Consider the following 25696-nt stretch of genomic DNA (forward strand, 5'->3'; position numbering starts at 1 on the left):
TCAAGCACTTGATTTAACACGGCAGGTAGCCTCGATGCAGACACGTCACCCGGGCCCGTTACGGCGCACCGCCTCCTGCGCCAGCTGTACCCGCGAGGTGTAGCCCAACTTCGTGTACATATGCGTCAGGTGGGCCTGCACGGTGCGCGGAGAGACGAATAGTCGTTCGGCGATGTCCTTATTCGTCAGCCCATCGCTGACCAGTCGCGCCACGTCGATTTCGGTCGGGGTCAGAGCTGCCCAGCCCGTGCCGGGCCGTTTGCGCTCGCCACGTCCGCGCATTGCATAGGCGATAGCGTCTTCGGGCGACAACGCCGCGCCCTCCGCCCAGACTTCCTGAAATCCGTTGTCGCCGAGCATGTTAACACATGTATCCAGCGCCGCCCGATACGAGCCCTGGTAGATCGGAAATCGAAACTCGCCGGTGCCGTTGCGCATCGCATCGGCCGCCGCAAGGATCCGGGTCGCGTCAGTGTGCCTATCGGCCTGCACCGCCAGCCGCGCCAGCGCTTCCAGGATGAGTGGGACCCCAAGGCGCCCCTGGTTGGTGGTCGCGACCGAAAGAGCCTCCCGGACATCGCGGCGGCTCTGTTCGTAGTCGCCGAGGTCGGACGCGATGTGCGCCCTGATACCCAGCGCATACATCCGATGCCAACCGGCCAGGGAGGTTACTGCCTCGTCGGCCAGTTCCCGCGCCCGGGCCAAGTCGCCGTCTAGGTGCGCGCACTGGGTGATGGCAGTGATTGCCACGGTGCCGCGCTGTACCGCGGGAAACTCCCAAACGGTCCGACTGATCGCACGCGCGGAGTCGGCATCACCCTGGGCGACGGCAGCCATCGCCATGACGGTGCCGGCCGCGCGTTCCAGCATGACGTCGAGTTCCGCTCCCGCTGCCATCGCCGCCCGACCGATCCGGTTGGCTTCGGCGACCTCACCCCGGTACACCAAGGTGCACCCTTGGCTGATCAGACACAACATCATTCCGACGCCGTCACTGTCGGACTCGCAGTCGGCGAACACGCGGCGATAGGTCTCGACAGCGCCGGCGAGGTCGGCACGGAACATCTGGGACATGCCAATGGCCCAACGACACGAGTGCTCGTTGGACCAGTCGTCAAGCGCATTCGCGATGTCGGCCCCTTCAACGCCGATAGCACTGGCGGCGACCGGATCCCCGGCCATGGCGGCCAGATAGGCCTGCCGGCCCAGGATCTGACTCAGCCTCCAGTCGTCCCCCGTCAACCGGGCCAACTCGTTCGCCTCGGACAAATAGCGGGCAGCCAGGTCGAAGTCGAGTCCGGCCAGGCAACCACACGCCGTCAAGGTTCGGCTCAGCAGCGCGTGATCGCCGAGCCCGCGGGCGGTTTCGACGGCCCGCTCCGCCTGATCCATGGGGTAGTGGGCCACGGTGAAGGAGTCCAGGAAGACCTTGTCGGCTATAGCGCGGGCGTATACCTCCGGGGCGACGTCATCCGGATCCAAACCCTTGTCGGTCAGGATCGCGTCGAACCACGTCAAACCCTCGCGAAGTCGGCCCCGGCCCTGCCATAGCGGCTGCAGCGACGATGCCAGCGCAAGGGCTGCCGCATGCTCGCCGCCACCGCAGCAATAGGTGAACGCGGCACGCATGTTGTCGATGTCGGCTTCGACACGGTCGACGCGGCGTCGAAAGTCGTCGCGGGCGGAGACATCCAGCTCGGCGGCCAGCGAGGAGTAGTGGTTGCGGTGCCGCGTCAGCACCGCGTCGGCCTCCCCGGCCTCCTCCAGCTTTTCCAGCGCATAGTCGCGGATTGTCTCCAGCATCCGATATCGCGCCCGATCGTCGACGCTGTTCGCCTGCACCAGCGACTTCTCCACCAGCAGCGTCAGCTGGTCCAGTACCTGGTAGCGCTGTCCGCATTCGCAGACCGCAACCACGCTGTCGAGGTCGAAACCTCCGGCGAACACACCCAGCCGCCGAAACAACACCGCCTCGGCTTCGCCGAGCATCGAATGCGACCAGTCGACTGAGGCACGCAACGTCTGCTGACGCCGCACGGCGGTGTGCGAGCCGCCGTTGAGCAACAGAAACCTGTCCTGCAGACTGTCGCGGATGTCGGCGGCCGACAGGGCCCGCATGCGGGCGGCCGCCAACTCGATAGCCAACGGCATGCCGTCCAGGCGGCGACAAATCTCGGTGACCACGTCGAGATTGCCTACGGTAAGTCCGAAGTCGGGCTGGACATGGCGGGCACGGTCAGCGAACAGCTGGACAGCCTCGTCAGCCAAGGCCAGGGAGGGCACCTGCCAATTCACCTCAGCGGCAAGGCGCAGCGGTTCGCGACTGGTCGCAAGCACCCGTACGGCTGGGCAGCGGCTCAACAGTGAAAGCACCACTGCCGCAGCCGCTTCCCGCACATGCTCGCAGTTGTCAAACACGAACAAAGCTCGGCGGTTGGCGATACGCGCAGCGGCAACATCGACGATCGAGCGGCCCGGCTGCTGGTGCATCCCCACGGCCTCGGCGACTGCCGCCTCGACCAGGTCGGCGTCGGCGATCGGCGCGAGATCCACATAGTGCACCGGGTCCGCCGCATCCCCGGCGACTCGGGCCGCGAGCTCACTGGCAAGGCGGGTCTTGCCGACCCCGCCGGCGCCGGTCAGCGTCACCAATCTGTGCTCGTCGAGAATGCCTTCCAGTTCGGTTATTTCGGCACTGCGTCCCACAAAGCTGGTCAACGGTATCGGAACCGTCTGTGCAGCACCAATATTCGCAGAACGCAGCGGAGGAAATTCGCCGAGCAGGTCGGGATGGCATAGCTGCACGATCCGTTCGGGGCGAGCCAGGTCGCGCAACTGATAGCTGCCCAGATCGGTCAGCCAGACTCCACCCGGCAGACTATCGATCACCAGCTGCTCGGTGGCGGTAGTCAGTACGGTTTGACCGCCATGCGCCAGATCGCGCACGCGCGCAGCGCGATTGACGGTGGAGCCGATGTAGCTCGCGGTGTCACGAAGCTGGATCTCACCTGAATGCAGGCCAATACGCAGCCGAAGCGGGGCCAACGGTGCGAGCTGCAAGGCCAGCGCACACGCGACGGCGTCGCTGGCCCTGCTGAAGGCGATCACGAAGCTGTCGCCCTCGCCTTGTTCGACCGCACGCACGCCGTGATGGTCGTCCACCAACCGGGCCAACGTCGTATCGAGGCGGGCGACGGCCCCCGTCATGTCTGCTGGACAGCTCTGCCACAGCGCGGTGGAGCCTTCGACGTCGGCCAGCAACAGCGTCACCGTTCCAGTCGGCAGTTCGCTCACGCCACAGCTCCAATTCACCGGCGATGTGTCCGCGCGGGGATCAGACTCACCCATGCTAGCCAGCCTGCGACCGCGGAAGGCGGACAACATCAGCACATATGCGTAGAAAACGGGATCGTCGCCCGCGCCGACGAGTTACGCCTTCCTACCAATGCCCCGGAGCCATCCCGCACCGCAAGCTCGACTCACCGACAAGGAAGGAGCTTTCTGATGACACGACAACTCGACGGGACCGGGCCGAACATCGGCGCCGTCCTCGGTGGGCACTGCGATCCGCACTTCGCCGACCTTGCCGCCGCTCTCGCCGAGGAAATATCCAGGGGAAGCGAGCTCGGCGCAGCCGTTGCCATTGACATCGGCGGCGAGATGGTGGTCGACCTGTGGGGCGGATACGCCGATCGGGCCAAGACCAGGCAGTGGGACCAGGACACCATCGTCAACGTCTTTTCCAGCACCAAGAATGTCACCGCATTGGCGGCCCTGCTGCTTATCGATCGCGGCGAGCTGGATCCGTTCGCCCCCGTAGCCCGGTACTGGCCGGAATTCGCGGCCAACGGAAAGCAGGACATCGAGGTGCGGCATGTCATGAGCCACACCTCCGGCGTCTCCGGCTGGGAGCTGCCATTCACCGTCGATGACCTCTACAATTGGGACCTTGCCAGCGCCCGGCTGGCCAGCCAAGCGCCCTGGTGGCAGCCCGGTACCGCGTCCGGATACCACGTGTTGAGCAGCGGCCAGTTGATCGGGGAGTTGGTGCGGCGAGTCAGTGGAATGAGTCTCAAACGGTTCGTCCGCGAAGAAATCGCAGAGCCGCTCGGCGCCGACATCCAGATCGGCGTCCGCGCCCAGGACGACAGCCGAGTGGCCGAGCTGATCCCACCCCCGCCGCTGGAAGTACCTCTGGAAGCGGTGCCCGAGGATCACCCGATGCGAAAGACGTTCGGGATCATGGCTCCGAACGCCGAGGCCGCATTGACTGCGCAGACGGTGGGTTGGCGGCGCGCAGATATCGGCGCGGCCAACGGTCACGGCAACGCCCGCGCCCTGGCGCTCGCACTGTCCGCTGTTTCGTTGGGCGACAGCGTTGCTGGGAGGCAATTGCTGCGACCCGAAACCGTCGACCTGATCTTCACCGAACAGGCCAACGGTCTCGACCTGGTGCTGGGCATGCCCGCTCGTTGGGGGATCGGATTCGCCTTGCCGAAATACGATGCGGTACCCGACATCCCGGATGGGCGGATCTGCTACTGGGGTGGCTGGGGTGGATCGACGGTGGTAATGGATCTCGATCGTCGGATGACCTTCGCGTATGTGATGAACAGAATGGGGCAGGTCACTGCGGCGGGATCGGATCGCACCCAGCGGTATACCCGGCTGGTCTACCACGCCATGAGGTAGAGCTCAGCCGTCGCACGCTCAGCCGTTCCGACTAAAGCGGACAACCGGTTAGCCTTTGCGGAGCATGCCTTCCGGTGGAGGCTACTGCCCCATCACGTATTGCACGGTGGGACCGGCAGTCCATCCGCCGTCGACGGCGATCTCAGCACCCGTCGTGTATGCGGCGTCGTCGGAGAGCAGATACCCCACCGCGCCGGCGATCTCGTCCGGGAGGCCCACCCGGCGCATCGGAGTGTTGGGATAGTTACCTTCACCGATCTGGATACCGACTTGCTCGGTCATCGGGGTGTACGTCATTCCCGGATGTACGGAGTTAACTCGGATCCGGTCGTCCGCCAGTTCCACCGCGGCGACTTTAGTCAACCCGCGCACACCCCACTTCGAGGCGCCGTAGCCGGCGGTCAGGGCCAGACCGAAAAGGCCTGCAGCAGAAGAGATATTGACAATCGAGCCGCCACCAGCGGCTCGCATTGCCGGAATCGCAGCCTGGATACCGTTGAACACCCCCACCAGGTTCACCTCCAGCACCGCCCGGAAATGGTCGATGGGCTCGTGCTCGACGAGCTGCCCAGTGGATATCCCGGCATTGTTCACCAGCCCGTCGAGCTTGCCGAATTCATCGGTGGCATAGCGCACCGCCTGGGCCCACTGTCCCGGATCGGTGACATCCAGATGCGCGTACCGCGCCGACTCGCCTAGCTCGTCGGCGAGGGAATTGCCGTCCTCGTCGAGCAGATCGACGAGCACAGCTTTGCCGCCCCGGCTGACGATGTGGCGGCCGAACGCAGCGCCGAGCCCCCGCGCACCGCCGGTGACAATGACCACCTTGCCGGCCAATTGTGCTTCGTTCGAGGTCATTATGAGTCGGCCCGCATGTCAATCCCGGCGAGCATGGCCGCACTCATGCGCCGGGGCAACTCGGTCATGATCGCCGACGCCGCGATGCGGCGGGGCAAGGTGACGTAGCGGCGATTGCGTTCGATCGCGTCGGCGATCGCCTCCGCCACAACCACCGGTTCCAGGTCCTCGCGCGGTAACATGTGCATTCGTTGCGATCTTTCGATCGCCCGCCTTGCCGGCCCGAATTGCTTTATGCCGTCCAGCATATCGGTCTTAACAGCACCGATCTGGACGAGCGTCGTCCCGATCAGAGTGCTCTTGAGTTCCTGACGGATTCCGGCGGTAAAGTGGCTCAACCCAGCCTTGGACGTGGCATAGACGGTGACACCGGGGCTCACGCTCACCGCGCCCACCGACGAGACGTTCACGATGTGTCCACGTCCGCGGTCGACCATGCGGGGCATCAGCTGGCGGCACAGCTCCATCGGAGCTAACAGGTTGACCTGCAACAGGTCTCGCACCTCCTGCGCGGAGGTGTCCGGCAGCAGGCGACAGCAGTCCAACCCGGCGTTGTTGATCAATATGTCGATCGGGCCGTCTGCTTCGACCCGGTCGGGCAGGGCTTCGACGGCAGCCGGATCGCTGAGGTCGGTCGGGTACGCCTTGCCGCCGAGTTCCTTGGCGAGAAGATTCAGTGCCGCTCCGTCGCGTGCGACGACGGCAACCTCAGCGCCGCGCTGAGCCAGTACCTCGGCGATGCTGCGGCCTAATCCGCGGCTGGCGCCGGTGATCAACGCGCGGGTGTTGGTCAATCTCATGGACATTCCTTCGGACGGCTTGAGCCCCGCAGGGCTTCGCGCACTATCTGGCACGCGTCGGTGTTTGCCTGCTCGGCGGCGGGAATGTCGTCGGGCAGATTGAAGAAGCCGTGGAACATTCCCGGGTAACGCCGGACGGTGGTGGGCACTCCGGCGGCACGGAGAAGCCGGGCGTATTGTTCGTCCTCGTCGCAGAGTGGGTCGATCTCGCCGGTGATGATATGCGCCGGAGGCAGGCCGGCAAGGTCGGCAAGGATTGGCGAAGCCCGTACGTCGCTGCGGTCGCCGCCCGGGCCCAGATACTGCTCGGTGAACCACCGCTGGTGGTCGATGGTCAGCACACCAGGGGCCGACCGGGCATGCGCCCCGGACGGTTTACGGCGCTGATCCACCACCGGGTAGATGAGCAACTGAAATGCGATCGGCGGGCCACCTTGGTCGCGGGCCAGCAGGCACACCCCCGTGGCCAGATTCCCCCCGGCGCTGTCGCCGGCCAGCACAAGCCGGCCGGGGTCGCCACCGAGCTCGGTCGCGTGACCCGCCACCCAGCGCGTCGCGGTCCAGGCGTCGTCGAGGGCGGCCGGGAATCGATGTTCGGGGGCAAGCCGATAGTCAACCGAGACGACCACGGCACCAACACCATTGGCAAGCCGGCGGCAGCAGGCATCATGAGAGTCCAGGTCACACAGCACGAAACCGCCGCCGTGCAGATAGACAATCACCGGCGCCGCCGATCCCGCTGCCGGCTGATAGATCCGCACGGGTATCTGCGCGCCATCCGGCCCGGGTATGTCGCGGTCGGTTACCCGCGCGACCGGTATATGCCGGCGCGGCTTGCGACTGGCTCGCAGACTCTCGCGCACTTCGTTGGCGTCGGCGCTGCCGTCGCGCATCGAGGCGAATGCCGCGGCCATCCGTTGCGCGACTTCACGGCCCGGTTCTAACCGCGTCGTCGATTCCGTCACGACCGTCACACTAAGGCTTCGGACGGTTCGGACGACCACGTCCTCCCGTTCATCGGGAAAGCCCGCCGCCGAATCATCCGGGACACGGTTGGATGTAATTCAGCGGAAGTAGAAGTGGAGGTGCGCCCGGATGCGTCGTCTCACCGGTGTCGACAACTTGTTTCTCAAACAGGAGAAGAACACGCAACCCCAGCACACCATCAAGGCCGTCGTACTCGATCCCGCCGCTGCGCACCAGCCGCTGACCTTCGAGGCGATTCGAGCGGCGGTGCCCGCCCTGGCGGAACGGATCGAGCCGCTGCGCTGGCAACTCCTGCGGCCGCGGCTAGGCCGGCCGTGGTGGATCGAACGTCCGGATATCGACCTCGATCACCATGTCAAGCGGGTGTCCACGCCGGCGCCCGGCGGCGACCGGGAGCTGAGTGCGCAGATCAACGAGATCAACATGGGCGGACTCGACCACAGTCGGCCGTCCTGGCAGCTGTGGTACGTCGATGGGCTGGCCGGCGGCCGAATCGCGTTGGTGCTCAAACTCCATCACACGCTGGCCGACGGCATGGCGTCGCTGCGGCTGCTCGAGACGATGCTCAGTCCCGATGCCGGCGAACCCTTACCGACAGCTAACGGCGCGCTCTGCGGCGAGCGCCGGCCCAAAGCAGTGCAGTGGTATCGCACGCTGCTAACCCACCAAGTTAGCGCCGCCGCAAGGTTTCCCGGCGTACTGGCACGATCGGCACGCACGATCGAGACGGTCCGCGCCCGCCGTAAGGCCGGCCGACCCGGCTTCGCCGAGGCCTTCGCAGCACCATCCGCCCCGTTCAACGCTCCGTTCACCACACGTCGCGAATTCGCCTTTATTACTTGCGATCTCGACCAGATCAAGACAGTCAAGGCGGCGTTCGGAGTGACAGTTAACGACGTGTACCTCGCCGTGTGCAGCGGTGCCGTCCGGTCGTATCTGCAACAGCACGGCAAGCTGACCGCAGAACCGTTGTCCGCCGTAGTACCAGTGGCGATTCGACCACCGGGCGCCGAGGTGGACTGGGGCAACCAGGTCACCACGTGGTACACCTCCCTCGCCACCGATGTGGCCGATCCCGTCCAGCGGCTGATGCAGATTTCGGCTAACACCAAGGCTGCCCGAGCGGTCCACGACGAGCGCGACCTGTGGTTATTCGGCGACTGGATGGAATACTGGCCCTTGTTCTGGTTCTACGGGCGCGCACTGCCGATCGTCGGCGCGGCGACCAAGAAGCGCCCAACGTACAGCCTGATCGCCTCGAACGTTCCCGGCCCGAGGAACCGGTTGTATCTTGGCGGGGCACCGGTGGAGAAGCTGATCTCGGTGGGACCCATCGTCTATCCCTACGGCTTGAACTTCACCGGTTGGAGCTACGGCGACGATATGACCATCGGGATGCAAGCGTGCAGCGACCACGTTCCGGACATCTGGGAGATTGCCGACGGCATTCAGGTCACCCTCGCCGAACTGTTTTCGCTGGCGAGGGAATCGGTCGCTTAGGTGACAACAGCTTTGCTGCGGCCTCGTCCCTACATGTCGAAGAAGTCCAGCAGCAGGTCGTTCACCACCGCGGACTGCTCGATTTGCGGGCAGTGACCCGCCCCGTCGATGACGACCGAACGCGCGCCACCGATCTGCTCGGCGATTTCAGCTGCCCAACCCGAAGGGAGCAGCTTGTCGCCCCTGCCTTCGACAACCAGCGTCGGCACCCGAATCCTCTCATATGGCCGCTCGCTCGATGGCGCCGTCGTTGCACCGGCGTTGGGCCGGCGAAAACGGGCCGCCGCCACAGCTTCCCACGCGCCGGGGGCGACGCTCGATTGGTAGCGGCGCCAGACATAGTCCTCGTCGGCTGGATAGCAGCGGTCGTAAAACAACGCCTCCACGATGTTCCGCATCGCCGGTAGCGTTGCGTCGTACTGTTGCAGCGCATCGAAATGATGGTTCTGCTGAATCTCCCCGCCCCCGCATATGATTGCGATGCTGCGTACAGGCAGCAGTGGCGACTCCGACGTGGTGTCGGTCAGCAGATTGATCGCGCCCATGGAGTTTCCAGCGAAGTGCGCCGAGGTGACCCCGAGGATCTCGCAGAACCGCGCCACGTGGCGGATCCGCATGGCGCGGCTGTTGACGAAGTCGATCACCTTCGCCGATTCCCCGAATCCCAGCTGGTCGGGAGCCAGCACCCGGAACCGGTCGGCGAGTACGGAAATATTTCTCTCCCAGCCTAATTCAGCACTGGCACCGAACTCACCGCCATGCAGCAGCACCAAGGGGTCACCAGAACCGGCCTCAAGATAGCTCGTCACGAGTCCGTCGACCTCGACGGCTCGGCGATGTGCCTTGATCACTTGATCGCGATCGGGTTCAACGGGGAACCGACCGCGCCGGTGAACCGCAGCGGTGGCGCGATCAGCTGGAACTCGTATACGCCGTCGGTCGCACAGTCCGCGGCCAGCGCGGTGAGGTCCCAGTATTCGCCGAGCATCAGCCCCATGTCGCGCAGACACAACAAATGGAAGGGCAAGAACAACCCGTCGACACCGGACACCGGGTCCTCGACCTGAAGGTTGTCCGCCGCTACGGCGGCAACCTCGTTGTCGTGCAGCCACTGTGCGCAACGCCAGTCCAGCCCCGAATAGGGCTCGACCTTGTCGCCGGTGAGCGCAAACCTGGTCCACCAGCCGGTCCGGACCAACACGACATCACCGCTCTCGATGGTCACCCCCTGCGCCCGGGCGACGTCGTCTAACTCCTGCGGTGTGATCGGATTGCCGTGTTCTAGAAAGACTTCCGCGCCACGGTGCCGCACCAGGTCCAGTAGCACACCGCGCGAGGTGATGCCCTTGACGTCGACCTTATCGATGCCGCAGTGGAATGCGCCCATGCTGGTCACCGAATCCGCTGGAAAACCGTTGTACAGCTTGCCCTCGTAGTACACGTGCGCCAAGGCATCCCACTGGGTGGCTGCCTGCAGTGGCATGATGATCATGTCGTCGTTGAAGCGAAACGGATTGTCCGCGAGATAACTGGCCAGCTGGGCGGCAGTCGGATTCTTCGCCCATCCGGGCCCATACTGCGCCAACGAGGCGGCGTCACCGCCGTCGACTGTCATCACGTGAATCGGGTTGTGTCGGAACCCGAATGCGCCCTGCGGCCCCGACGATCCGAAATCTACGCCCAGGGGGAACACCTTGCCGTGTCGGACCAGCCCGGCGGCCTGCCGAACCTTCTCGGCAGTAATGAAGTTCAGGGTGCCCAGCTCATCGTCATCACCCCACCTGCCCCAGTTGCTGACGTCGGCGGCGGCCCGGCGAAAGTCGGTCATGGTGGCCATCAGGCCCGTCCTTCCTCGAGTTCCCCCGCGATTGCGGCGCCCACGTTCCCCCCGTCGACCCACACCACTTGGCCCGAAATATAGCTCGCTGCCCTGCTATTCAGGAATAGCAATACCGCGGCCTGCTCCGCCGGGTCCGAGACCCGGCCCAGCGGCTTGGGGATGTCGTCGAGGAACTGCGGCCCGTAGGCGGTTCGCAGCTGATCGAGGATCGGCGTCTGGGTGACGCCCGGTCCGGTGCAGTTGATCCGGATGCCGCGCGCCCCTAGATCGTTGACGCTGCGCATTGTGTAGAGGATGAGGGCCTCCTTGGACAGCTGGTAACCGGTGCCCAGCAGGTCCGGGTGACGCTCACACCACTCGATGCCCTCCGGCATGGTTGCCGTGCGCAGCAGCGGCGCCACATCACGCAGATGTTCCCGGTACGCCGACGCCGCCAGCGACGACACACTTACGATCGACGACCCTGCGGCCATCCGGGGCAGCAGCGCCTCGGTGAGGTGTCGCAAACCCAAGAAGTTGATTGTCACCACCAAAAGGGGGTCCCCGATTCCGGACGAGACGCCAGCGATGTTGAACAACGCGTCGACGGGTCCGGCGATGGACGCGACGGCATCGTCAATCGACGCCGGGTCGGACAGATCGACCTGGTGAAATTCACTGAGCCCGAACGCGGTTCGCTGGCGGTCCAACCCCACCACCTCGGCGCCGAGCGCGCCGAGCTGCTGCACCACGTGCGCTCCGATGCCCGACGCGCATCCGGTGACCGCCGCACGGCGGCCGTCATAGCGCAGCAGCTGGTCGACTGTCGCCAACGCTCAGTTGCCCTCGGCCCGCGCCTGCTCCTTCAGCCGCTGCGCGGCCTGCACGCGGCCCTCGTTGATCTCGGCCATCGCCTCGGGAATCTCACTGGCGGTGAAATTTCCACCACGACCGGTCGGCAGGCCACCGAACGAGTACTGCTCGTCGAACGGCGGAATACTCGACTCGGGCCGGCGGGCCTCCACCTTCTCGATGACCGGCGCCAGCCTGGCGACCTTCTCCGCCGCCTGCTTGACGTCACGTTCGATGAACTCGGGCAGCACCTCCTTGCCCATGAGTTCGATGGATTCCATGGTGCCCTCGTGGCTGCGGGGGTTGAGCAGCAGGATGATCTCGTCCACGCCGCTCTCCTCATAGCCGCGCAGGAACTCCCGCACCGTGGCCGGCGAGCCGATCGCCCCGCGACCCGGACCGTACGCCAACGTCGGGTCCTTTTCCACCTCTTCAAGATAGCGCTCCCACACCCCGGTGCGCCCCGGCGTGTGCACGCCCGTCATGTAGTAGTGCATGATGCCGAACGAGAAGAAGCCGCCGCCCTGACCGAGGCGCTGCAGCGCCAGCTCGTCGGTCTTGGCGACCATCATCGACAGGTCACCGCCAATCGCCAAGATGTTCGGGTTGATCTGCGGGGTGATTGGCACTCCGTTCTCTTCGAACTCCTTGTAGTAGCCGTTGACTCGCTCGGTCAGCGGTCCGGGACCCGTGTAGGCGAAACTCAGTGCGCCGATACATTTTTGCGCTGCCATCTGCACGCTGGCCGGCCGGGTGCAGGCGACCCAGACCGGCGGGTGCGGCTTCTGCAGCGGCTTGGGGATCACGTTGCGGGCGGGCATCTGGATGTGCTCGCCCTTGAACCCCGAAAAGGGCTCCTCGATCATGCAGCGAATGGAAACCTCGAGCGCTTCCTCCCACTGAGCGCGCTTGTCGGCGGGGTCGATGTTGAATCCGCCGAGTTCACCCACCGACGAGGATTCGCCGGTGCCGAACTCGACTCGGCCGTTGGAGAGCAGATCCAGGGTGGCAATTCGTTCGGCGACCCGGGCCGGGTGATTGACCGCGGGCGGGAGATGCATGATGCCGAAGCCCAGCCGAATGTTCTTGGTGCGCTGGCTGGCTGCTGCCAGAAATATTTCCGGTGCGGTGGAGTGGCAGTACTCCTCGAGGAAGTGGTGCTCGGTCAACCAGACTGTGGAGAATCCCGCCTTGTCGGCGGCCTCCACCTCATCGAGGCAGTCCTGCAGCATCTTGCGCTCGTCGTCGGGAACCCAGGGCCGCGGCAGCGCGAACTCGTAGAACAGAGAGATCTTCATTTGCTTCCTCCTAATGGGTCAAGGGTCTGTGGGATCAAGGGGCTGGATGGCTTGCCGTTCCACGATGTGCTTCGCCGCGACATAGCCGAAGGTCATGGCGGGCCCGATGGTTGCGCCCGCACCGGCGTAGCTGCGGCCCATCACCGGCGCAGAAACATTGCCCACCGCATACAGGCCCGGTACCACCGTGTCGTCGGGGCGGAGCACGCGCGCGAACTCGTCGGTGCGCAACCCCCCCGAGGTGCCCAGGTCGCCGAGCACGATGCGGAATGCGTAGTAGGGCGGGTCACCCAGCGGGTATAGATTCGGGTTGGGCAGAGTTGGGTCGCCGTAGTAGTTGTCGTAGACGCTGTCACCACGGTTGTAGTCGTCGTCATGGCCTTGCCTGGCCAGCTCGTTGAACCGGGTGGCGGTGGCCCGAAGTTGTTGCGCCGGAACGCCGATCTTGGCAGCCAGTTCCTCCCAGGTCGATGCCGCCTTGACGACGCCGGAGTCCAGCCAGGCCGCCGGCATCTTGGGGCCGGTAGGCACCGGCGCGCCGGGGATCTTCGGAATCGGCAGGTGCCCGCCGACCACGTAGCGGTTGAACGAGCGGTGGTCGGTGATCAGCCAGCACGGGATATGAGTGACGCCGGACTTCTGGCCTTCGATCATCGCGTGGCCGAAGTCCATGTATGGCGCGGCCTCGTTGATGAAGCGTTTGCCTTCGCCATTGACGATGAACTGTCCGGGCATCATTCGCTCGTTAAGCATGAATTGCATTCGCCCGTCCGGCCATTGAATCGCCGGGAACCACCAGGCCTCGTCCATCAGTTCGGTCGCCGCGCCAACCTGTTGCCCGGCTCGGATACCGTCGCCCAGCGCGGCCGGGTTGCCAAAACTCCAGTCCTGGTCCACCACGGGCTGATGCTCCTTACGCCACGCCGTGTCGTGGTCGAAGCCGCCCGAGGCCAGTATCACGCCGCGTCGCGCACCGATCCGCAGCTGCTCGCCATCGCGCTGCACGAGCGCGCCGACCACCGTTCCTTGTGCATCGGTGAGTAATTCGGTCATCGGAGTGTCCAACCACAGCGGAATCTCTCGATCCTTCATCGCCAGTCGCAACCGAGCGGCCAGCGACTGTCCGATCGCCGCCATCCGCTCACCGAAAACCCTCGCCCGGACCATCCGCAACGTCAGCTTCAGCAATACACCTTTGCCGGCCCAGGACTGCCGGATCCGGTAGAACGAACGAAGTTCCTTGGGACCCAGCCAGATTCCTTTGGGCGCTAGCGCCAGCGGTGTCAACAGTCGCGGTTCGTCGTCGCCGAGTGCGCGCAGATCGATCGCGGGGACGTTGATGGTGCTGCCGAGTTCCGATCCACCCGGCAGCTCCGGGTAGTAGTCCGCATAGCCCGGCTTCCAGACGAATTCGAGCCAGGGGCTGAGCTTCTCCAGAAAGTCCAGCATCTGCGGTGCGGCCTCGACATACCGGCGCAGCCGGGCTTCGCTGACCAGTCCGTCGGTGATCTGCCGTAAGTACTGGACAACGCTTTCCGGCGACGGCGAGTAACCCGCCCTGCGCTGCGCGGGTGCACCCGGTACCCAGATGCCGCCGCCGGACAGAGCGGTCGAACCACCGAACTGCGGCGATTTCTCGATGACCAGCGCATCCAGACCGGCGGCGTTCGCGGTCAGTGCGGCGGTCATGCCGCCACCGCCCGACCCGATGACGAGCACGTCCACTGCCCGATCGAAGCCCGTGGATCCCCTCACTCGCTCACCGCCGTCCGGATGGCGAAACCGGCGATCAAATCGGCGGCCAGCCGGTAGTAGCGCATGGTGGTCCGATACGGGCCTGCGGTCGCCATTGCTGCGAACGCCGCTATCCAGGTGCGGATCTCGTGCGCCGAACTGCCACCTTCGTGCGTGACGAAGGAATTGGACCACTGATCCAACTCGGCCAGGTGCCCAGCGTCGACGATGTCCAGAAACCGCCGATCCCACTCTGGGTTGAGCGGCTGCAGATCGCTGTTACCACTGGCGAAACTGCGGGCCGCCTCGATCACCTGAGTTTGCCGGGCCTGGCGTTGTTCGGTGGTCATCGGCCGGCCCTGCACGATGCGTTCCAGCACCGCTGGCCCGGCCGTAGCCAAGGTGGGCACCGGCGGACTGTGCGAAAGCCCGCCGGAACCGACCAGCAACACCCTTTTGTCCAGCGCGCCAAGGAAATTTCCGACCGCGGTGCCCAGCGCCCGACAACGGTGCAGCGGTCCGAGCGGGACCGCGATCGCATTGACGAAGATTGGGATCACCGGCACGGCGGTAGCCGCACCGCACAGCTTCTCCAGCGGCTGCACCGTCCCGTGGTCGACGTCCATGCCCGCCGACACGGCGACGTCGACACCGGCGCCCAGAACGGCTGTCGCGCAGTCGCGGGCGACGTCGCCGGCCACCTCGAGCGGGCCAGCGTAAGTGCCATAGTCGCCGACACCGCTGGCCTGCATGCCGATACAGAACGGCGGCATCGCCCTATAGAAGAAGCCGTTGTAGTGATCCGGGGAGAAGATGACGACGAGTTCGGGGTCGTAGTCGGCGACGAAAGAGCGCGCCTGAGCAATCGCGGTCTCTACATCGTCAAGCAGACTCCGCGGCGGCCCCGGAAGATTCAGCAGCGGGCTGTGGGACATACAGCACAGAGCCAGTGGCACGGTCGACTTCACCCCCTTGCGGCGTCAGGGCGAGTCTCTCCAGGAGCGCGGCGCTCAAGTCCGGTGACCGCTGCGCAATGCAGGCTCCCGCGATGCACCGGTCTGGACGAAGGAACACCACCGATTCCGGATGCGTGTCGAACCAGGCCTTGAGATCACCGCACCGGTCGCCGACGATCAGGACATCGGGATCGTCCTGATCGACCCAATGCAGCTGCGTTGCCGGGCGTAGCGCAACGAACTTGGCACCCAGCACTTTCCAATCCGCGAAGGCGAGTTCGCCGAGGATCCTGCGCGGGTTGTTGTTCCAGCACAACACGGCGAACCAGGTGCCCAGCACGTCGTCGAGCAGGACGTTCTGCTGGGTGCGGGTGTCGACTCGGGGCTGGATGAACAACGTGCCCGCCGGCGAGTCCGCCGCGGCGACCGAGTGCACCACCGCACCCTGCTCGTAGCGCGGCATGGGCTTGAACCTCATCTCCAGCACGTATCGCTTGAGCGTCGGCAGCACGGACGCAGAGCGGATTAGCAAGTCGCGCGCGGAGGCCACCCTGCGGTTGGTGGGTGAGATGACGCGGCCCACCATGGTTGACAGGTCGATCATCGCCCGGGCGTGCTTACGCCTCTCCACGTCGTAGCTGTCCAGCAGTGCCTCGCCGGCGCGGCCGTTGACGACCGCGGCAAGCTTCCAGCCCAGGTTCGCCGCGTCCCGGATGCCGCTGTTGTAGCCCTGCCCCTGCCAGACCGGCATCAGGTGCGCGGCGTCCCCGGCGAGCAGCAGCCGTCCGTTGCGGAAGGACCCGGCGATGCGAGAGTGGTGCGTGTAGACGCGGCGGCGGATCACCTCCACCCGGTCTGGGCGGGGGACCATCCGCGCCAGCATCCGGGTCAGAAACGCGGGATCCTCGGCCTGCTCGTCGGTCTCGTCGGCGTGAATCATGAACTCGAAGCGCCGAATTCCGTGGGCGATCGAGATCGAGGCGTACGGGCGCTCGGGGTCGGCCCCGACCTCACTGTTGGGATGACCCAGCGGGTCGTTGGCGACGTCCACCACCAACCACCGGGTAGCCGAAGTGGTGCCGTCGAACGACACGCCCATCACGCCGCGCGTCTTGCTGCGCCCGCCGTCGCAGCCCACCACGTACCGCGCCCGCACGAAGCCGGCCATGGCCTCGCCACCCAATTCGACGGTCACCCCGCCGTCATCCTGCGCGCACGCGGCCATCGGGCTACTCCACCGGACCTGCACATGATCGAATCTGTCCAGTCCGCGCAATAATTCGGCATCGACGAGCGGCTGGACGAACCCATTGCGCTTGGGCCAGCCGAATCGGGCGTCCGGCGGCGCCATCTCGGCCAGCACCCGACGCTTGGCATCGTAGAAGCGCAGTATCTGATTCGGCACGGTGTGCGGCAGGACCTGCTCCACCAGACCGATCGCCTGGAAGGTGCGTAGCGACTCGTCGTCTAGCCCGACGCCACGGGGATAGTCGATCAGTGACGCCCTTTCCTCCACTACCAGCGTCCGAACTCCTTGCAGACCAAGGATATTGGCCAGTGTGAGACCGACCGGCCCGGCACCGATGACTACGACGTCGAAGTCCTCGACACCAGCGCCGTCACCCTCGACCATCAGCGACCCAGCAAGAAGTCGATGTGTAGCCGGTTGAAGGTCTTGGCATCCTCGTACTGCGGCCAGTGGCCGCAGCCCGGCATCAGCTCGAACCGCGCACCGGGAATCATCGACGCGATGCGCCGGCCTTCGGGTACGTCGGCGGTGGGGTCGTCGCTGGTCCACAGCACCAGCGTGGGTGCAGCAATTGCGCCGTATTCCTTCGGGCCCAACATGTTTCGCGCCCGGACCTCGGGGTCCTGCAGTGCCATGATGTCGCGCATCGCGGCGACGAACCCCGGCTGCCGATAGATCCGCTGCCGACTGGCCACCAGATCGTCGTAGTCCTTGGACTTGTCCGCCATCAACCACTTGATGCGCGCCTGCACTGTCGCCCACGACGGATCCTCGGCGGCAGCCATCGACAGTGTGATGATCCGTTGCATCACCTCGGGGTCGGCCTGCGAGCCGCCAGCGGTGTTGAGCACCAGCCGGTCTATCACGTCGGGATGGTCGATGGCGGCGCACGCGGCCACCCAGCCCCCCAGCGACTCACCGCTGAGCTTGATGCGGTCGACCCCGATGGCATCCACCACCGCCATCAAATGGTGGACATAGTGCGGGATTTCGAGCGGATGATTGGGCTTTTCGGTGTACCCGTGCCCCAGCATGTCGATCGACCAGGTCCAGAAATGCTCGGCGTGCGCCGCGAGGTTGCGGACGTAGGCCTCAGCGTGCCCGCCGGATCCGTGCAGCAGGATCAGCACCGGCTGGCCGGGTTCGCCGGCCCGCAGGTAGCGGGTCCGCACTCCCCCGGCCCTCAGGTATCCCTGCTCGAACGGCACGCCCTGCAGATCGCCCCAGACGCTCTCGAACTCCGTCACAGTTCCCCTCTGCCTGGCCACCCGGTGAGAACAAGGCTCTCGTCTTCAACATATATCGTGTGCTAATATCGCACATTGATGTGCGATATATATAGAGCTTGGCTCTCCCTCGGAGGTCTGTCAACCCCGTGACCGGTTCCCAGACGCTGGCCCGAGGACTCACCGCGCTGCAGCTGGTGGCCGCCTCTTCGGCCGGGCTCACCATGCAAGAGGTCGCCGACCAGGTGGGCGTGCACCGCACCATCGCCTATCGGCTGCTGGGCACATTGGCGCAGTTCAAGCTGGTAGCCAAAGGTGGCGACGGGCGGTATCGGCCGGCCGCGGGTCTGGTGCCACTGGGCGCGTCCTTCGACCGCAACCTGCGCCAGCTGTGCCTACCGACGCTGCGCGGGCTGGCGGACGAATTGGGCACCACGGTGTCGCTGCTGGTGGCCGAGGGAGACGAGCAGGTGGCGCTCGCGGTGATCGTCCCAACCCAAGTCGCCTACCAACTCGCCTTCCACGAAGGCAGCCGATATCCGCTGGACCGGGGCGCCGCCGGAATCGCACTACTTGCGGCCATGCCACCCCGTGCCGCCGAACGCGACTTGGTTACCTCGACCCGACAGCGCGGCTGGGTCACCACCCACGGGGAGATCGAACCGAACACCTACGGCCTGGCCGTCCCTGTTGTCCGCCCGGCGCCCTCACCGCCCACCTGCATCAACCTGATCTCGCACCGCGAAGACGTGGTGATGCGCGGCAAGGATGCCGTCATCCACGCCGCCGGGAAGTTGTCCGCGCTGTTGAGCTAGAGGCTGGAAGGTGACACCGATGCCTGAGGATCAAACCCGAGACCATGAGTACGACTCCGACCATGAGTACGACTGGGATTATGAGTACGACGTCGTCGTACTGGGTAGTGGCGGCGCCGGGCTCACCGCCGCGCTGGCGGCCGCCACGACCGGCGCGACAGTGGCGGTGTTCGAGAAGGCGGCCACAGTCGGCGGCACCACCGCCGTCTCGGGTGGAATTGCCTGGATTCCCGCTCACAATCGTTGCGCAGAAAGGGAATTGACGCCCGAGGATGCACTGCGTTATCTACACGCCCAGTCGTATGGCTCGATGGACAGCGACCTGGTGGACACGTTCGTGCGAACCGGACCGGTGATGCTGGACTTCGTGGAATCCCACAGCGGCCTGCGGTTCGAGGTGGCGACCGGCTTCCCCGACTACCAGCCCGAGCTACCGGGCGGCCAACCGGCAGGCGGTCGATCGCTCAGCGCGGCGCCGTTCGATCTCGGCCTACTCGGTGACTGGGCCACCAGAATCACCGCGTTTCCCGCCGACTGGTCCAACGTCGGCTTCGACGCCGAGACCCGGGCCAGGTTGCACGCCGACATCGACCGGGCCGGCGAATTGTGCGTAGCGGGGACAGCGCTAATCGCCGGATTGCTCAAGGGACTGCTGGACATCGCGGTTACCCCCCACACCGGGTCGCGCGCCACCGAACTCCTGGTCGACGAACACGGCGGTGTCTCGGGTGTGCGGATCGCCGGGCCCGAGCGAACGGAGGACGTGCGGGCGCGCCGGGGCGTCATTCTGGGCACCGGCGGATTCGAATGGGATCCGTTGTTGACGCAGGCTTTCCTGCGCGGACCCATGCACGGCGCCGTCTCCCCGCCCAACAACACCGGCGACGGGTTGCGCATGGCGATGGCGCTGGGTGCCGATCTGGCCAACATGGGCGAGGCGTGGTGGGTACCGATCGTGCGGATTCCCGACGACACCATCGAGGGCCGGCAACGCAGCCGAAGCGTGCGTCTGGAACGCACTCGGCCGCGCAGCATCATCGTCAACCGGGCGGGTCGGCGGTTCGTCAACGAGGCCGGCGAATACAATTCGATGGCTGGGGCGTTCCACTACCTGCAGCCGGGCAAGGGTTACGTCAACGACCCCGCCTGGATGGTCTTCGACTCAATTCACTTGGGCCGCTACGGTTTCTTGGGAATCGGGCCGAACGACCCAGTACCGGAGTGGTTCTGCGAATCGGCCGACCTCGCCGAACTGAGCGCAAAAACCGGCATCGACGCAGCCGGACTCGCCGACACACTGCAGCGGTGGAACCGCAACGTCGCCGCGGGCAGTGATCCCGACTTCGGCCGTGGCTCCAGCGCTTATGACGGCTACTGGGGTGACGACAGCGCCCCCACCCTGTCCGGAAAAACGTTGGGGCCCATCGACACCGCCCCCTACTACGCGGTGCCGATCAGCGTGGGATCGATGGGTACCAAGGGCGGACCGCGGACCGACGTGGACGGCCGGGTCCTGCACGTCAACGGCCGACCAATACCCCGGCTGTTCGCGGCGGGCAACGCGATGGCCGGTGCGACCGGTCGCGCCTACGGCGGCGCTGGCGGAACTATCGGTCCGGCAATGGTTTTCGGCTATCGGGCCGGTTACACCGCGGCGACCGGCGAGTCTGTCAAGGTTTGAGTGCCAGCTCGACACAGACGTGCGTGCCCGGGGGCGCGTCCAGGAAGACGAAGGTGCCGCCCGCGGCGTCGACCCTGGCCCGGTGCGAAGCCAACCCGATATGCCCCTCCCCCAACCGCCGCGCCATCGTGTCCCCGCTGACACCCACACCGTCATCAGAGACCTCCAGCACACAAACCCCATCAGCGACACGCAAACTCACCGAAGCATGCACAGCCCCGGAATGACGCACCACATTCGACAACAACTCCCGCGCCGCCGCGAACACGATCGGGTCGATCTCGTTTCGCACCGGATAGTCAATATCGGTACTCACCTCGATACCCGAGCGCTTGGCCGTAAACCCCGCCAACTGCTCCACCGCAGCACCCAACCCAACCTGCTCAAGAACCGCCGGATGCAGCTCGAACGTGGCCTGCCGCAACCGCTCCGAGGCACTGTGCAGACCCGACAAAGCACGACTCACCCGCTCGTCATCGGGATCATCCAAGGACAACTCCACCAACTCCTGACGCGCGACCAGCACGTCCTGCAACGGCCCATCGTGAATGGCCTCCGAGATCCGGCGCTGCAACTCCTCCGACGCCGTCATCGTCTGCGCCAGCAACTCCTCACGCAACGCACTCAGCCCCGCCACCGAGCGGACATGCCGTTCCTCGATGCGCACCACCACCAACGCCGTACCGCACAAAAACGCATACAGCGCGAATCGAAAGACGGCTTCGGGCCAGCCGATCGCGCGCACCATCACAGGATCCTCGACAACGGCCAAAGCGAATCCGACCAACGTGAAGGCCAGCACCACCGCTGCCCGCCGGGTCGACACGTCGAGGCCAACCAGCACCGGCAACAGAGTCATGATCAGCAACGGGTAGATCCCGTCGGTGGACTGCATCTGAAACCCGGTCAGGGCCACCACATCGATCGCGATGAACGCGAACGGTTCAAACCGGCGCACTCCGACCAGCCGGCCCATCCCCACCCAACGGCGTGACGGGGCGAAGGCCATTACCACCGAACACACTGCGATGAACGCGTAAACGACGATCAGCACGGTTTGCTGAGGCCACTCCGACTGCCGGGTGCCGATGAGCATGGCTGCCACCATGAGGGCCACCACCCCGACCCGTAACACCGATGCAATCCGGTATGAGCGCAACCGGTGCACACTACGAACGCGCTCCAATTCCACGTCGCTGGTCGACACACGAACACCGTACTCACGGCGCCCTAGGTCGGAGCCGGTCCGGCGATTGCGAACAGTTCTTTGCCTGCCAGCCGCTAGACTTTGCACCATGGTCGGCGCTGTGACGCCCGAAAAGGTGCGCGTGGTGGTCGGCGATGATCACCCGCTATTCCGCGAGGGCGTGGTGCGCGCGCTGTCGTTGAGTGGCTCGGTGAGCGTCGTCGGCGAAGCGGATGATGGCGCGGGCGCCCTCGAGCTGATCAAGGAACACCGACCCGACGTCGCGCTGCTGGACTACCGCATGCCCGGGATGGACGGAGCGCAGGTGGCCGCGGCGGTGCGCAACAACGACCTGCCGACCCGGGTGCTGCTGATTTCGGCGCACGACGAAGCCGCGATCGTGTATCAGGCGCTGCAACAGGGTGCGGCCGGATTTCTGCTCAAGGACTCCACTCGCACCGAGATCGTCAAAGCGGTGCTCGATTGCGCGCAGGGCCGCGATGTAGTAGCGCCCTCGCTGGTCGGCGGGCTGGCCGGCGAGATCCGGCAGCGCGCCGCACCAAACACTCCGGTGCTCAGCGCGCGCGAACGCGAAGTGCTGCAACGCATTTCCCGCGGCCAGAGCATCCCCGCGATTGCCGCCGAGCTGTATGTGGCGCCGTCGACGGTCAAGACGCACGTGCAACGCCTCTACGAGAAGCTCGGTGTCAGCGACCGCGCCGCTGCTGTTGCTGAGGCGATGCGCCAGCGGCTGCTGGACTAGCCGCCGGTCCGCAACGGCAGTCGCACACGGACGTGCGTGCCCGGGGGCGCGTCCAGGAAGACGAAGGTGCCGCCCGCGGCGTCGACCCGGGCCCGGTGCGAAGCCAACCCGATATGCCCCTCCCCCAACCGCCGCGCCATCGTGTCCCCGCTGACACCCACACCGTCATCAGAGACCTCCAGCACACAAACCCCATCAGCGACACGCAAACTCACCGAAGCATGCACAGCCCCGGAATGACGCACCACATTCGACAACAACTCCCGCGCCGCCGCGAACACGATCGGGTCGATCTCGTTTCGCACCGGATAGTCAATATCGGTACTCACCTCGATACCCGAGCGCTTGGCCGTGAACCCCGCCAACTGCTCCACCGCAGCACCCAACCCAACCTGCTCAAGAACCGCCGGATGCAGCTCGAACGTGGCCTGCCGCAACCGCTCCGAGGCACTGTGCAGACCCGACAAAGCACGACTCACCCGCTCGTCATCGGGATCATCCAAGGACAACTCCACCAACTCCTGACGCGCGACCAGCACGTCCTGCAACGGCCCATCGTGAATGGCCTCCGAGATCTGACGCTGCAACTCCTCCGACGCCGTCATCGTCTGCGCCAGCAACTCCTCACGCAACGTACACAGCCCTGCCACCGAGCGGACATGCCGTTCCTCGATGCGCACCATCACCAACGCCGCCACGCATAGAAACGCATAGAACCCGAACAGGAACCCGGTATCCGGCCAGCCGATCGCCCGCTTTTGCAGATGGTCCTGTATCCCGGCGAAGGCGAACCCGACCACGGTGCAAGCCAGCAACAGTGCTGCCCGGCGTGTGGACATGTCCACCCCGACCAGCACCGGCAACAGGATCATGATCAGCAGCGGATAAATCCCATCACTGGACAGCATCTGCAGGGCGGTCAATACGACAACGTCGATCGCGATGAAGGCGACTGGCTCCATCGGGCTCACGTCGCCGAAGCGGTTCCACCCGAAGCGCGCAAACGGCGCGAACGCCAGGATCAGCGCGCTGACGCAGGCGAGTGCATAGAAGACGACCAGCGTTGTCTGCCCGCCCCATTCGGACCGCGGGCTGGCCAGCACCATGGCGCCCACAACGAAGGCCAGAACACCGATCCGCAGCACGGCGACCACACGGTAGGAGCGCAGCGCATGAACCCTGCGCACGCGCTCCATTTCCCGGTCGCCGGCCCGCCCTGAAGCACTGGCCACCGAAATACCGTACTCACATAACGGGCTGCTGTTGGGAGTCGTGCACTGCTCCCTCAGTCACAGGGCGCGACGGACGGATGCCGACCGCCGCGGACCGCGACGCACGCTGTTCGGTTTCCGCCCGCGCGATCCGCGACTCGATGTCGTAGGGCACGATGATCGCGGTCGCACCGCGGATACGGCTGACGGCGCGCGCCATCTTGTCTGCGGTGCGGTCGTGCAGCAACCGACCCAGCAGCGGCGAGTAGGTTCGGCGCGGCAACAGGACGGTCACCTTGCTGTCGGGATGCTCACGGAGCACCTGGGCGACCAACTCGTACGCGGACTTGCCCAGATGGCGATCCGGGCAGTCGACCATGCGCAGTTCGGTGTCGTGCTCGAAGCGCTCCCAGCGTTGCCGGAGCAGCGCGGCATGATCGGCGTCGATGACGAAGTGCACCGCGGTCAGTTCGTCGGCGTGCAGCCCGTTTCCGTAGCGCAGTGCTTCGATCTCGGCGAGGTCGACGGTGTCCACGAAAATCAGCACCCGTAGTCGCGCGTGCTTGGCTACCTCCGGAGGTTCGGTCCGCGACATCTCCAAAACTGATGCTTCCGAACGGTATTGGCGATTCAGCCGCATCAGGAACAGCACCAGTAGCGGGAAGATGACCACCACCAGCCAGGCGCCCTCGGTAAATTTGGCCACCGCGAAGATGCCCACCACAACCGTTGACAGGATTCCGGCCGCTAGGTTGACCGCCAACTTCGGGCGCCACCGCCGGCCGCGATGAACCAGATGGTGCTTGGTCATCCCGTACCCGGCCATCGAGAAGCCGGTGAATACCCCGATGGCGTAGAACGGCACCAACGCGGTTACCGAACCTTCGGTGACCAGCAGCAGCGCCACCGCCAGCGCCGCCAAGGTGATGATGCCGTTGGAGAAGACCAGGCGATGCCCCCTCTTCATCAGCGGCCGCGGCAAGAACCGGTCCTCGGCGACGAAGCTAGCCAGCCCCGGGAAGCCGTTGAAGCTGGTATTGCACCCGGTGAACAAGATGGCGGCGGTCGACGCCTGCACCAGGAAGTACAGAGTGTTGCCGAGGGCGCCTTGCCCGAAGACGGCGCGGGTGATCTCGGAGAGCATTGACGGATATTCGTGCAGATAAGGCGTGGCGTGGGTGACGTGCGCCAGCCAGGCAACCCCGGCCAGCAGGAAGCCCAGGATGCAGGCCATCACGGTCAGCACCCGGCGCGCGTTGATGCCCTCGGGTTTGCGGAAGCTGTCGACGGTGTTGGAAATCGCCTCGACACCGGTCAACGATGTACCACCGTTGGCGAACGCCCGCAGCACGACCAGCACGGTCGCACCCATAACCAGCCCGCTGCCATGATGCACCGGGACCGCACCGACGAGCTTGTGAGGATCGTATTTCGGTAAGCCCCAGATGATTTCACGAACTAATCCGGTCAGGATGGTCAGGGTGATCATGACGACGAACGAGTACGTGGTGATCGCGAACGCCCGGCCCGACCGCCGCAACCCCCGCAGGTTGGTCAGACACATCAGCACCACCACGCCCACGGTGAGCTCCAGGTGGTAGGGACGCAGCGCCGGGATCGCGGAGACGACCGCCAACGTCCCGGCCGCGGGCTGCACAGCCACCGTCACCACGTAGTCGATGAGCAGCGCTGCCGCCGCGACCTGCGCCGTACGGGGACCGAAGTTCTCCCGCGCTACCAGGTAGGCGCCGCCGGCCCGGGTGTAGGTCGTGACGACCTGGCGGTACGACGCGGTGACCAGCACCAGGATCAGCAGCACGACTCCGGTGATCGGCAGCAACAAGGTGAACGCTGCCATGCCGGCCGCCGGCAACAGCTCGATCATCACCTGCTCCGGCCCATAGGCGGTTGAGGAGATTGCATCGGGCGAAAGTGCGCCCAGCGCAATGTGGTTCGACAATCTTTCGGAGTCGAGTTGATCGCTGGTCAGTGTCTTTCCGAGGAAGATCCGCTTCCATCGGTCGGCAAATGACTGCGGTATACCGCCAGCCTGAGTCGTCACAATAGGT

General features: G+C 65.4%; 19 protein-coding genes and 1 pseudogene. 5 read left to right on the forward strand and 15 right to left on the reverse strand.

The annotated features are described in order from the left end of the window. Positions 1-45: 45 nt before the first annotated feature. Complete coding sequence (locus H0P51_RS24455) at positions 46-3348, reverse strand: helix-turn-helix transcriptional regulator (RefSeq protein WP_180915398.1); 3303 nt, start codon at positions 3346-3348, stop codon at positions 46-48. Between the two features lie 156 nt (positions 3349-3504). Between H0P51_RS24455 and H0P51_RS24460 the strand changes: the two genes are divergently transcribed. Then, the gene (locus H0P51_RS24460; RefSeq protein WP_180915399.1) at positions 3505-4692 is read left to right on the forward strand and encodes a serine hydrolase domain-containing protein; all 1188 of its coding nucleotides are present in this window, start codon (positions 3505-3507) and stop codon (positions 4690-4692) included. 81 nt (positions 4693-4773) lie between these two features. Here the strand turns inward: H0P51_RS24460 and H0P51_RS24465 are convergent, their stop codons facing one another. From H0P51_RS24465 to H0P51_RS24475, 3 genes are read right to left on the reverse strand one after another with little or no spacing between them, the layout of a single operon-like run. Further along, positions 4774-5550: a glucose 1-dehydrogenase gene (locus tag H0P51_RS24465; protein WP_180915400.1), complete on the reverse strand. Its 777-nt coding sequence runs from the start codon at positions 5548-5550 to the stop codon at positions 4774-4776. Further along, complete coding sequence (locus H0P51_RS24470) at positions 5550-6350, reverse strand: SDR family NAD(P)-dependent oxidoreductase (protein WP_180915401.1); 801 nt, start codon at positions 6348-6350, stop codon at positions 5550-5552. Before H0P51_RS24470 ends, H0P51_RS24465 begins: the two co-directional genes overlap by 1 nt. After that, on the reverse strand, positions 6347-7315 hold the full coding sequence (locus H0P51_RS24475; protein WP_246398198.1) for an alpha/beta hydrolase: 969 nt from the start codon (positions 7313-7315) through the stop codon (positions 6347-6349). Before H0P51_RS24475 ends, H0P51_RS24470 begins: the two co-directional genes overlap by 4 nt. 130 nt (positions 7316-7445) lie before the next feature. Between H0P51_RS24475 and H0P51_RS24480 the strand changes: the two genes are divergently transcribed. After that, positions 7446-8837, forward strand: coding sequence for a wax ester/triacylglycerol synthase family O-acyltransferase (locus tag H0P51_RS24480; RefSeq protein WP_180915402.1), 1392 nt, complete (start codon positions 7446-7448; stop codon positions 8835-8837). A 29-nt stretch (positions 8838-8866) separates the two neighbouring features. Here H0P51_RS24480 and H0P51_RS24485 read toward each other — a convergent pair whose 3' ends face one another. From H0P51_RS24485 to H0P51_RS24520, 8 genes are all read right to left on the reverse strand, one after another. Then, on the reverse strand, positions 8867-9685 hold the full coding sequence (locus H0P51_RS24485; RefSeq protein ID WP_180919206.1) for an alpha/beta fold hydrolase: 819 nt from the start codon (positions 9683-9685) through the stop codon (positions 8867-8869). Next, positions 9685-10674 carry a cyclase family protein gene (locus tag H0P51_RS24490; RefSeq protein ID WP_180915403.1) on the reverse strand — a complete coding sequence of 330 codons (990 nt, stop codon included), beginning with the start codon at positions 10672-10674 and terminating at the stop codon, positions 9685-9687. The genes H0P51_RS24485 and H0P51_RS24490 overlap by 1 nt, the downstream gene beginning before the upstream one ends. Beyond that, complete coding sequence (locus tag H0P51_RS24495; RefSeq protein WP_180915404.1) at positions 10674-11489, reverse strand: coniferyl-alcohol dehydrogenase; 816 nt, start codon at positions 11487-11489, stop codon at positions 10674-10676. The genes H0P51_RS24490 and H0P51_RS24495 overlap by 1 nt, the downstream gene beginning before the upstream one ends. Positions 11490-11492: 3 nt before the next feature. Further along, complete coding sequence (locus tag H0P51_RS24500) at positions 11493-12806, reverse strand: LLM class flavin-dependent oxidoreductase (protein WP_180915405.1); 1314 nt, start codon at positions 12804-12806, stop codon at positions 11493-11495. 18 nt (positions 12807-12824) lie between these two features. Further along, positions 12825-14495 (reverse strand): FAD-binding protein, encoded by a 1671-nt coding sequence (locus tag H0P51_RS24505; RefSeq protein WP_246398918.1) that lies wholly within the window; start codon positions 14493-14495, stop codon positions 12825-12827. A 62-nt stretch (positions 14496-14557) separates the two neighbouring features. Further along, positions 14558-15475, reverse strand: a complete 918-nt coding sequence (locus tag H0P51_RS24510; protein ID WP_246398200.1) for a 3-carboxyethylcatechol 2,3-dioxygenase — start codon at positions 15473-15475, stop codon at positions 14558-14560. Further along, on the reverse strand, positions 15423-17129 hold the full coding sequence (locus tag H0P51_RS24515) for a bifunctional 3-(3-hydroxy-phenyl)propionate/3-hydroxycinnamic acid hydroxylase (RefSeq protein WP_180915408.1): 1707 nt from the start codon (positions 17127-17129) through the stop codon (positions 15423-15425). The genes H0P51_RS24510 and H0P51_RS24515 overlap by 53 nt, the downstream gene beginning before the upstream one ends. Continuing rightward, positions 17129-17992 (reverse strand): alpha/beta fold hydrolase, encoded by an 864-nt coding sequence (locus H0P51_RS24520; protein WP_180915409.1) that lies wholly within the window; start codon positions 17990-17992, stop codon positions 17129-17131. The genes H0P51_RS24515 and H0P51_RS24520 overlap by 1 nt, the downstream gene beginning before the upstream one ends. A gap of 128 nt (positions 17993-18120) precedes the next feature. On the opposite strand from H0P51_RS24520, the gene H0P51_RS24525 reads away from it, so the two are divergent. Continuing rightward, on the forward strand, positions 18121-18786 hold the full coding sequence (locus tag H0P51_RS24525) for an IclR family transcriptional regulator (RefSeq protein WP_180915410.1): 666 nt from the start codon (positions 18121-18123) through the stop codon (positions 18784-18786). Between the two features lie 19 nt (positions 18787-18805). Then, positions 18806-20467: an FAD-dependent oxidoreductase gene (locus tag H0P51_RS24530; RefSeq protein WP_180915411.1), complete on the forward strand. Its 1662-nt coding sequence runs from the start codon at positions 18806-18808 to the stop codon at positions 20465-20467. Here H0P51_RS24530 and H0P51_RS24535 read toward each other — a convergent pair. After that, entirely contained in the window at positions 20457-21674 is a 1218-nt protein-coding gene (locus H0P51_RS24535; RefSeq protein ID WP_180915412.1) for a sensor histidine kinase, read from the reverse strand. The genes H0P51_RS24530 and H0P51_RS24535 overlap by 11 nt on opposite strands. An 88-nt stretch (positions 21675-21762) precedes the next feature. Here H0P51_RS24535 and H0P51_RS24540 point away from each other — a divergent pair, with 88 nt between their 5' ends. After that, positions 21763-22416, forward strand: a complete 654-nt coding sequence (locus tag H0P51_RS24540) for a response regulator (protein WP_180915413.1) — start codon at positions 21763-21765, stop codon at positions 22414-22416. Here H0P51_RS24540 and H0P51_RS24545 read toward each other — a convergent pair. Both H0P51_RS24545 and H0P51_RS24550 read right to left on the reverse strand, forming a co-directional pair. Then, positions 22413-23612: a sensor histidine kinase gene (locus H0P51_RS24545; RefSeq protein WP_180919207.1), complete on the reverse strand. Its 1200-nt coding sequence runs from the start codon at positions 23610-23612 to the stop codon at positions 22413-22415. The genes H0P51_RS24540 and H0P51_RS24545 overlap by 4 nt on opposite strands. 124 nt (positions 23613-23736) lie before the next feature. Further along, positions 23737-25689, reverse strand: a pseudogene (locus tag H0P51_RS24550) (APC family permease); the annotation flags it as partial. Between the last annotated feature and the right edge of the window lie 7 nt (positions 25690-25696).

Source organism: Mycobacterium vicinigordonae, from assembly GCF_013466425.1.
Classification (GTDB): Bacteria; Actinomycetota; Actinomycetes; order Mycobacteriales; family Mycobacteriaceae; genus Mycobacterium; species Mycobacterium vicinigordonae.

Excerpts from the sequence above, each read along its gene's own strand:
- H0P51_RS24515 (WP_180915408.1), bottom strand. The coding sequence starts at position 17,129 with ATGGTCGAGGGTGACGGCGCTGGTGTCGAGGACTTCGACGTCGTAGTC.
- H0P51_RS24470 (WP_180915401.1), bottom strand. The coding sequence starts at position 6,350 with ATGAGATTGACCAACACCCGCGCGTTGATCACCGGCGCCAGCCGCGGA.
- H0P51_RS24460 (WP_180915399.1), top strand. The coding sequence starts at position 3,505 with ATGACACGACAACTCGACGGGACCGGGCCGAACATCGGCGCCGTCCTC.
- H0P51_RS24465 (WP_180915400.1), bottom strand. The coding sequence starts at position 5,550 with ATGACCTCGAACGAAGCACAATTGGCCGGCAAGGTGGTCATTGTCACC.
- H0P51_RS24500 (WP_180915405.1), bottom strand. The coding sequence starts at position 12,806 with ATGAAGATCTCTCTGTTCTACGAGTTCGCGCTGCCGCGGCCCTGGGTT.
- H0P51_RS24505 (WP_246398918.1), bottom strand. The coding sequence starts at position 14,495 with ATGACCGCCGCACTGACCGCGAACGCCGCCGGTCTGGATGCGCTGGTC.
- H0P51_RS24530 (WP_180915411.1), top strand. The coding sequence starts at position 18,806 with ATGCCTGAGGATCAAACCCGAGACCATGAGTACGACTCCGACCATGAG.
- H0P51_RS24540 (WP_180915413.1), top strand. The coding sequence starts at position 21,763 with ATGGTCGGCGCTGTGACGCCCGAAAAGGTGCGCGTGGTGGTCGGCGAT.
- H0P51_RS24455 (WP_180915398.1), bottom strand. The coding sequence starts at position 3,348 with ATGGGTGAGTCTGATCCCCGCGCGGACACATCGCCGGTGAATTGGAGC.
- H0P51_RS24480 (WP_180915402.1), top strand. The coding sequence starts at position 7,446 with ATGCGTCGTCTCACCGGTGTCGACAACTTGTTTCTCAAACAGGAGAAG.
- H0P51_RS24490 (WP_180915403.1), bottom strand. The coding sequence starts at position 10,674 with ATGGCCACCATGACCGACTTTCGCCGGGCCGCCGCCGACGTCAGCAAC.
- H0P51_RS24510 (WP_246398200.1), bottom strand. The coding sequence starts at position 15,475 with ATGTCCCACAGCCCGCTGCTGAATCTTCCGGGGCCGCCGCGGAGTCTG.
- H0P51_RS24545 (WP_180919207.1), bottom strand. The coding sequence starts at position 23,612 with ATGGAGCGCGTGCGCAGGGTTCATGCGCTGCGCTCCTACCGTGTGGTC.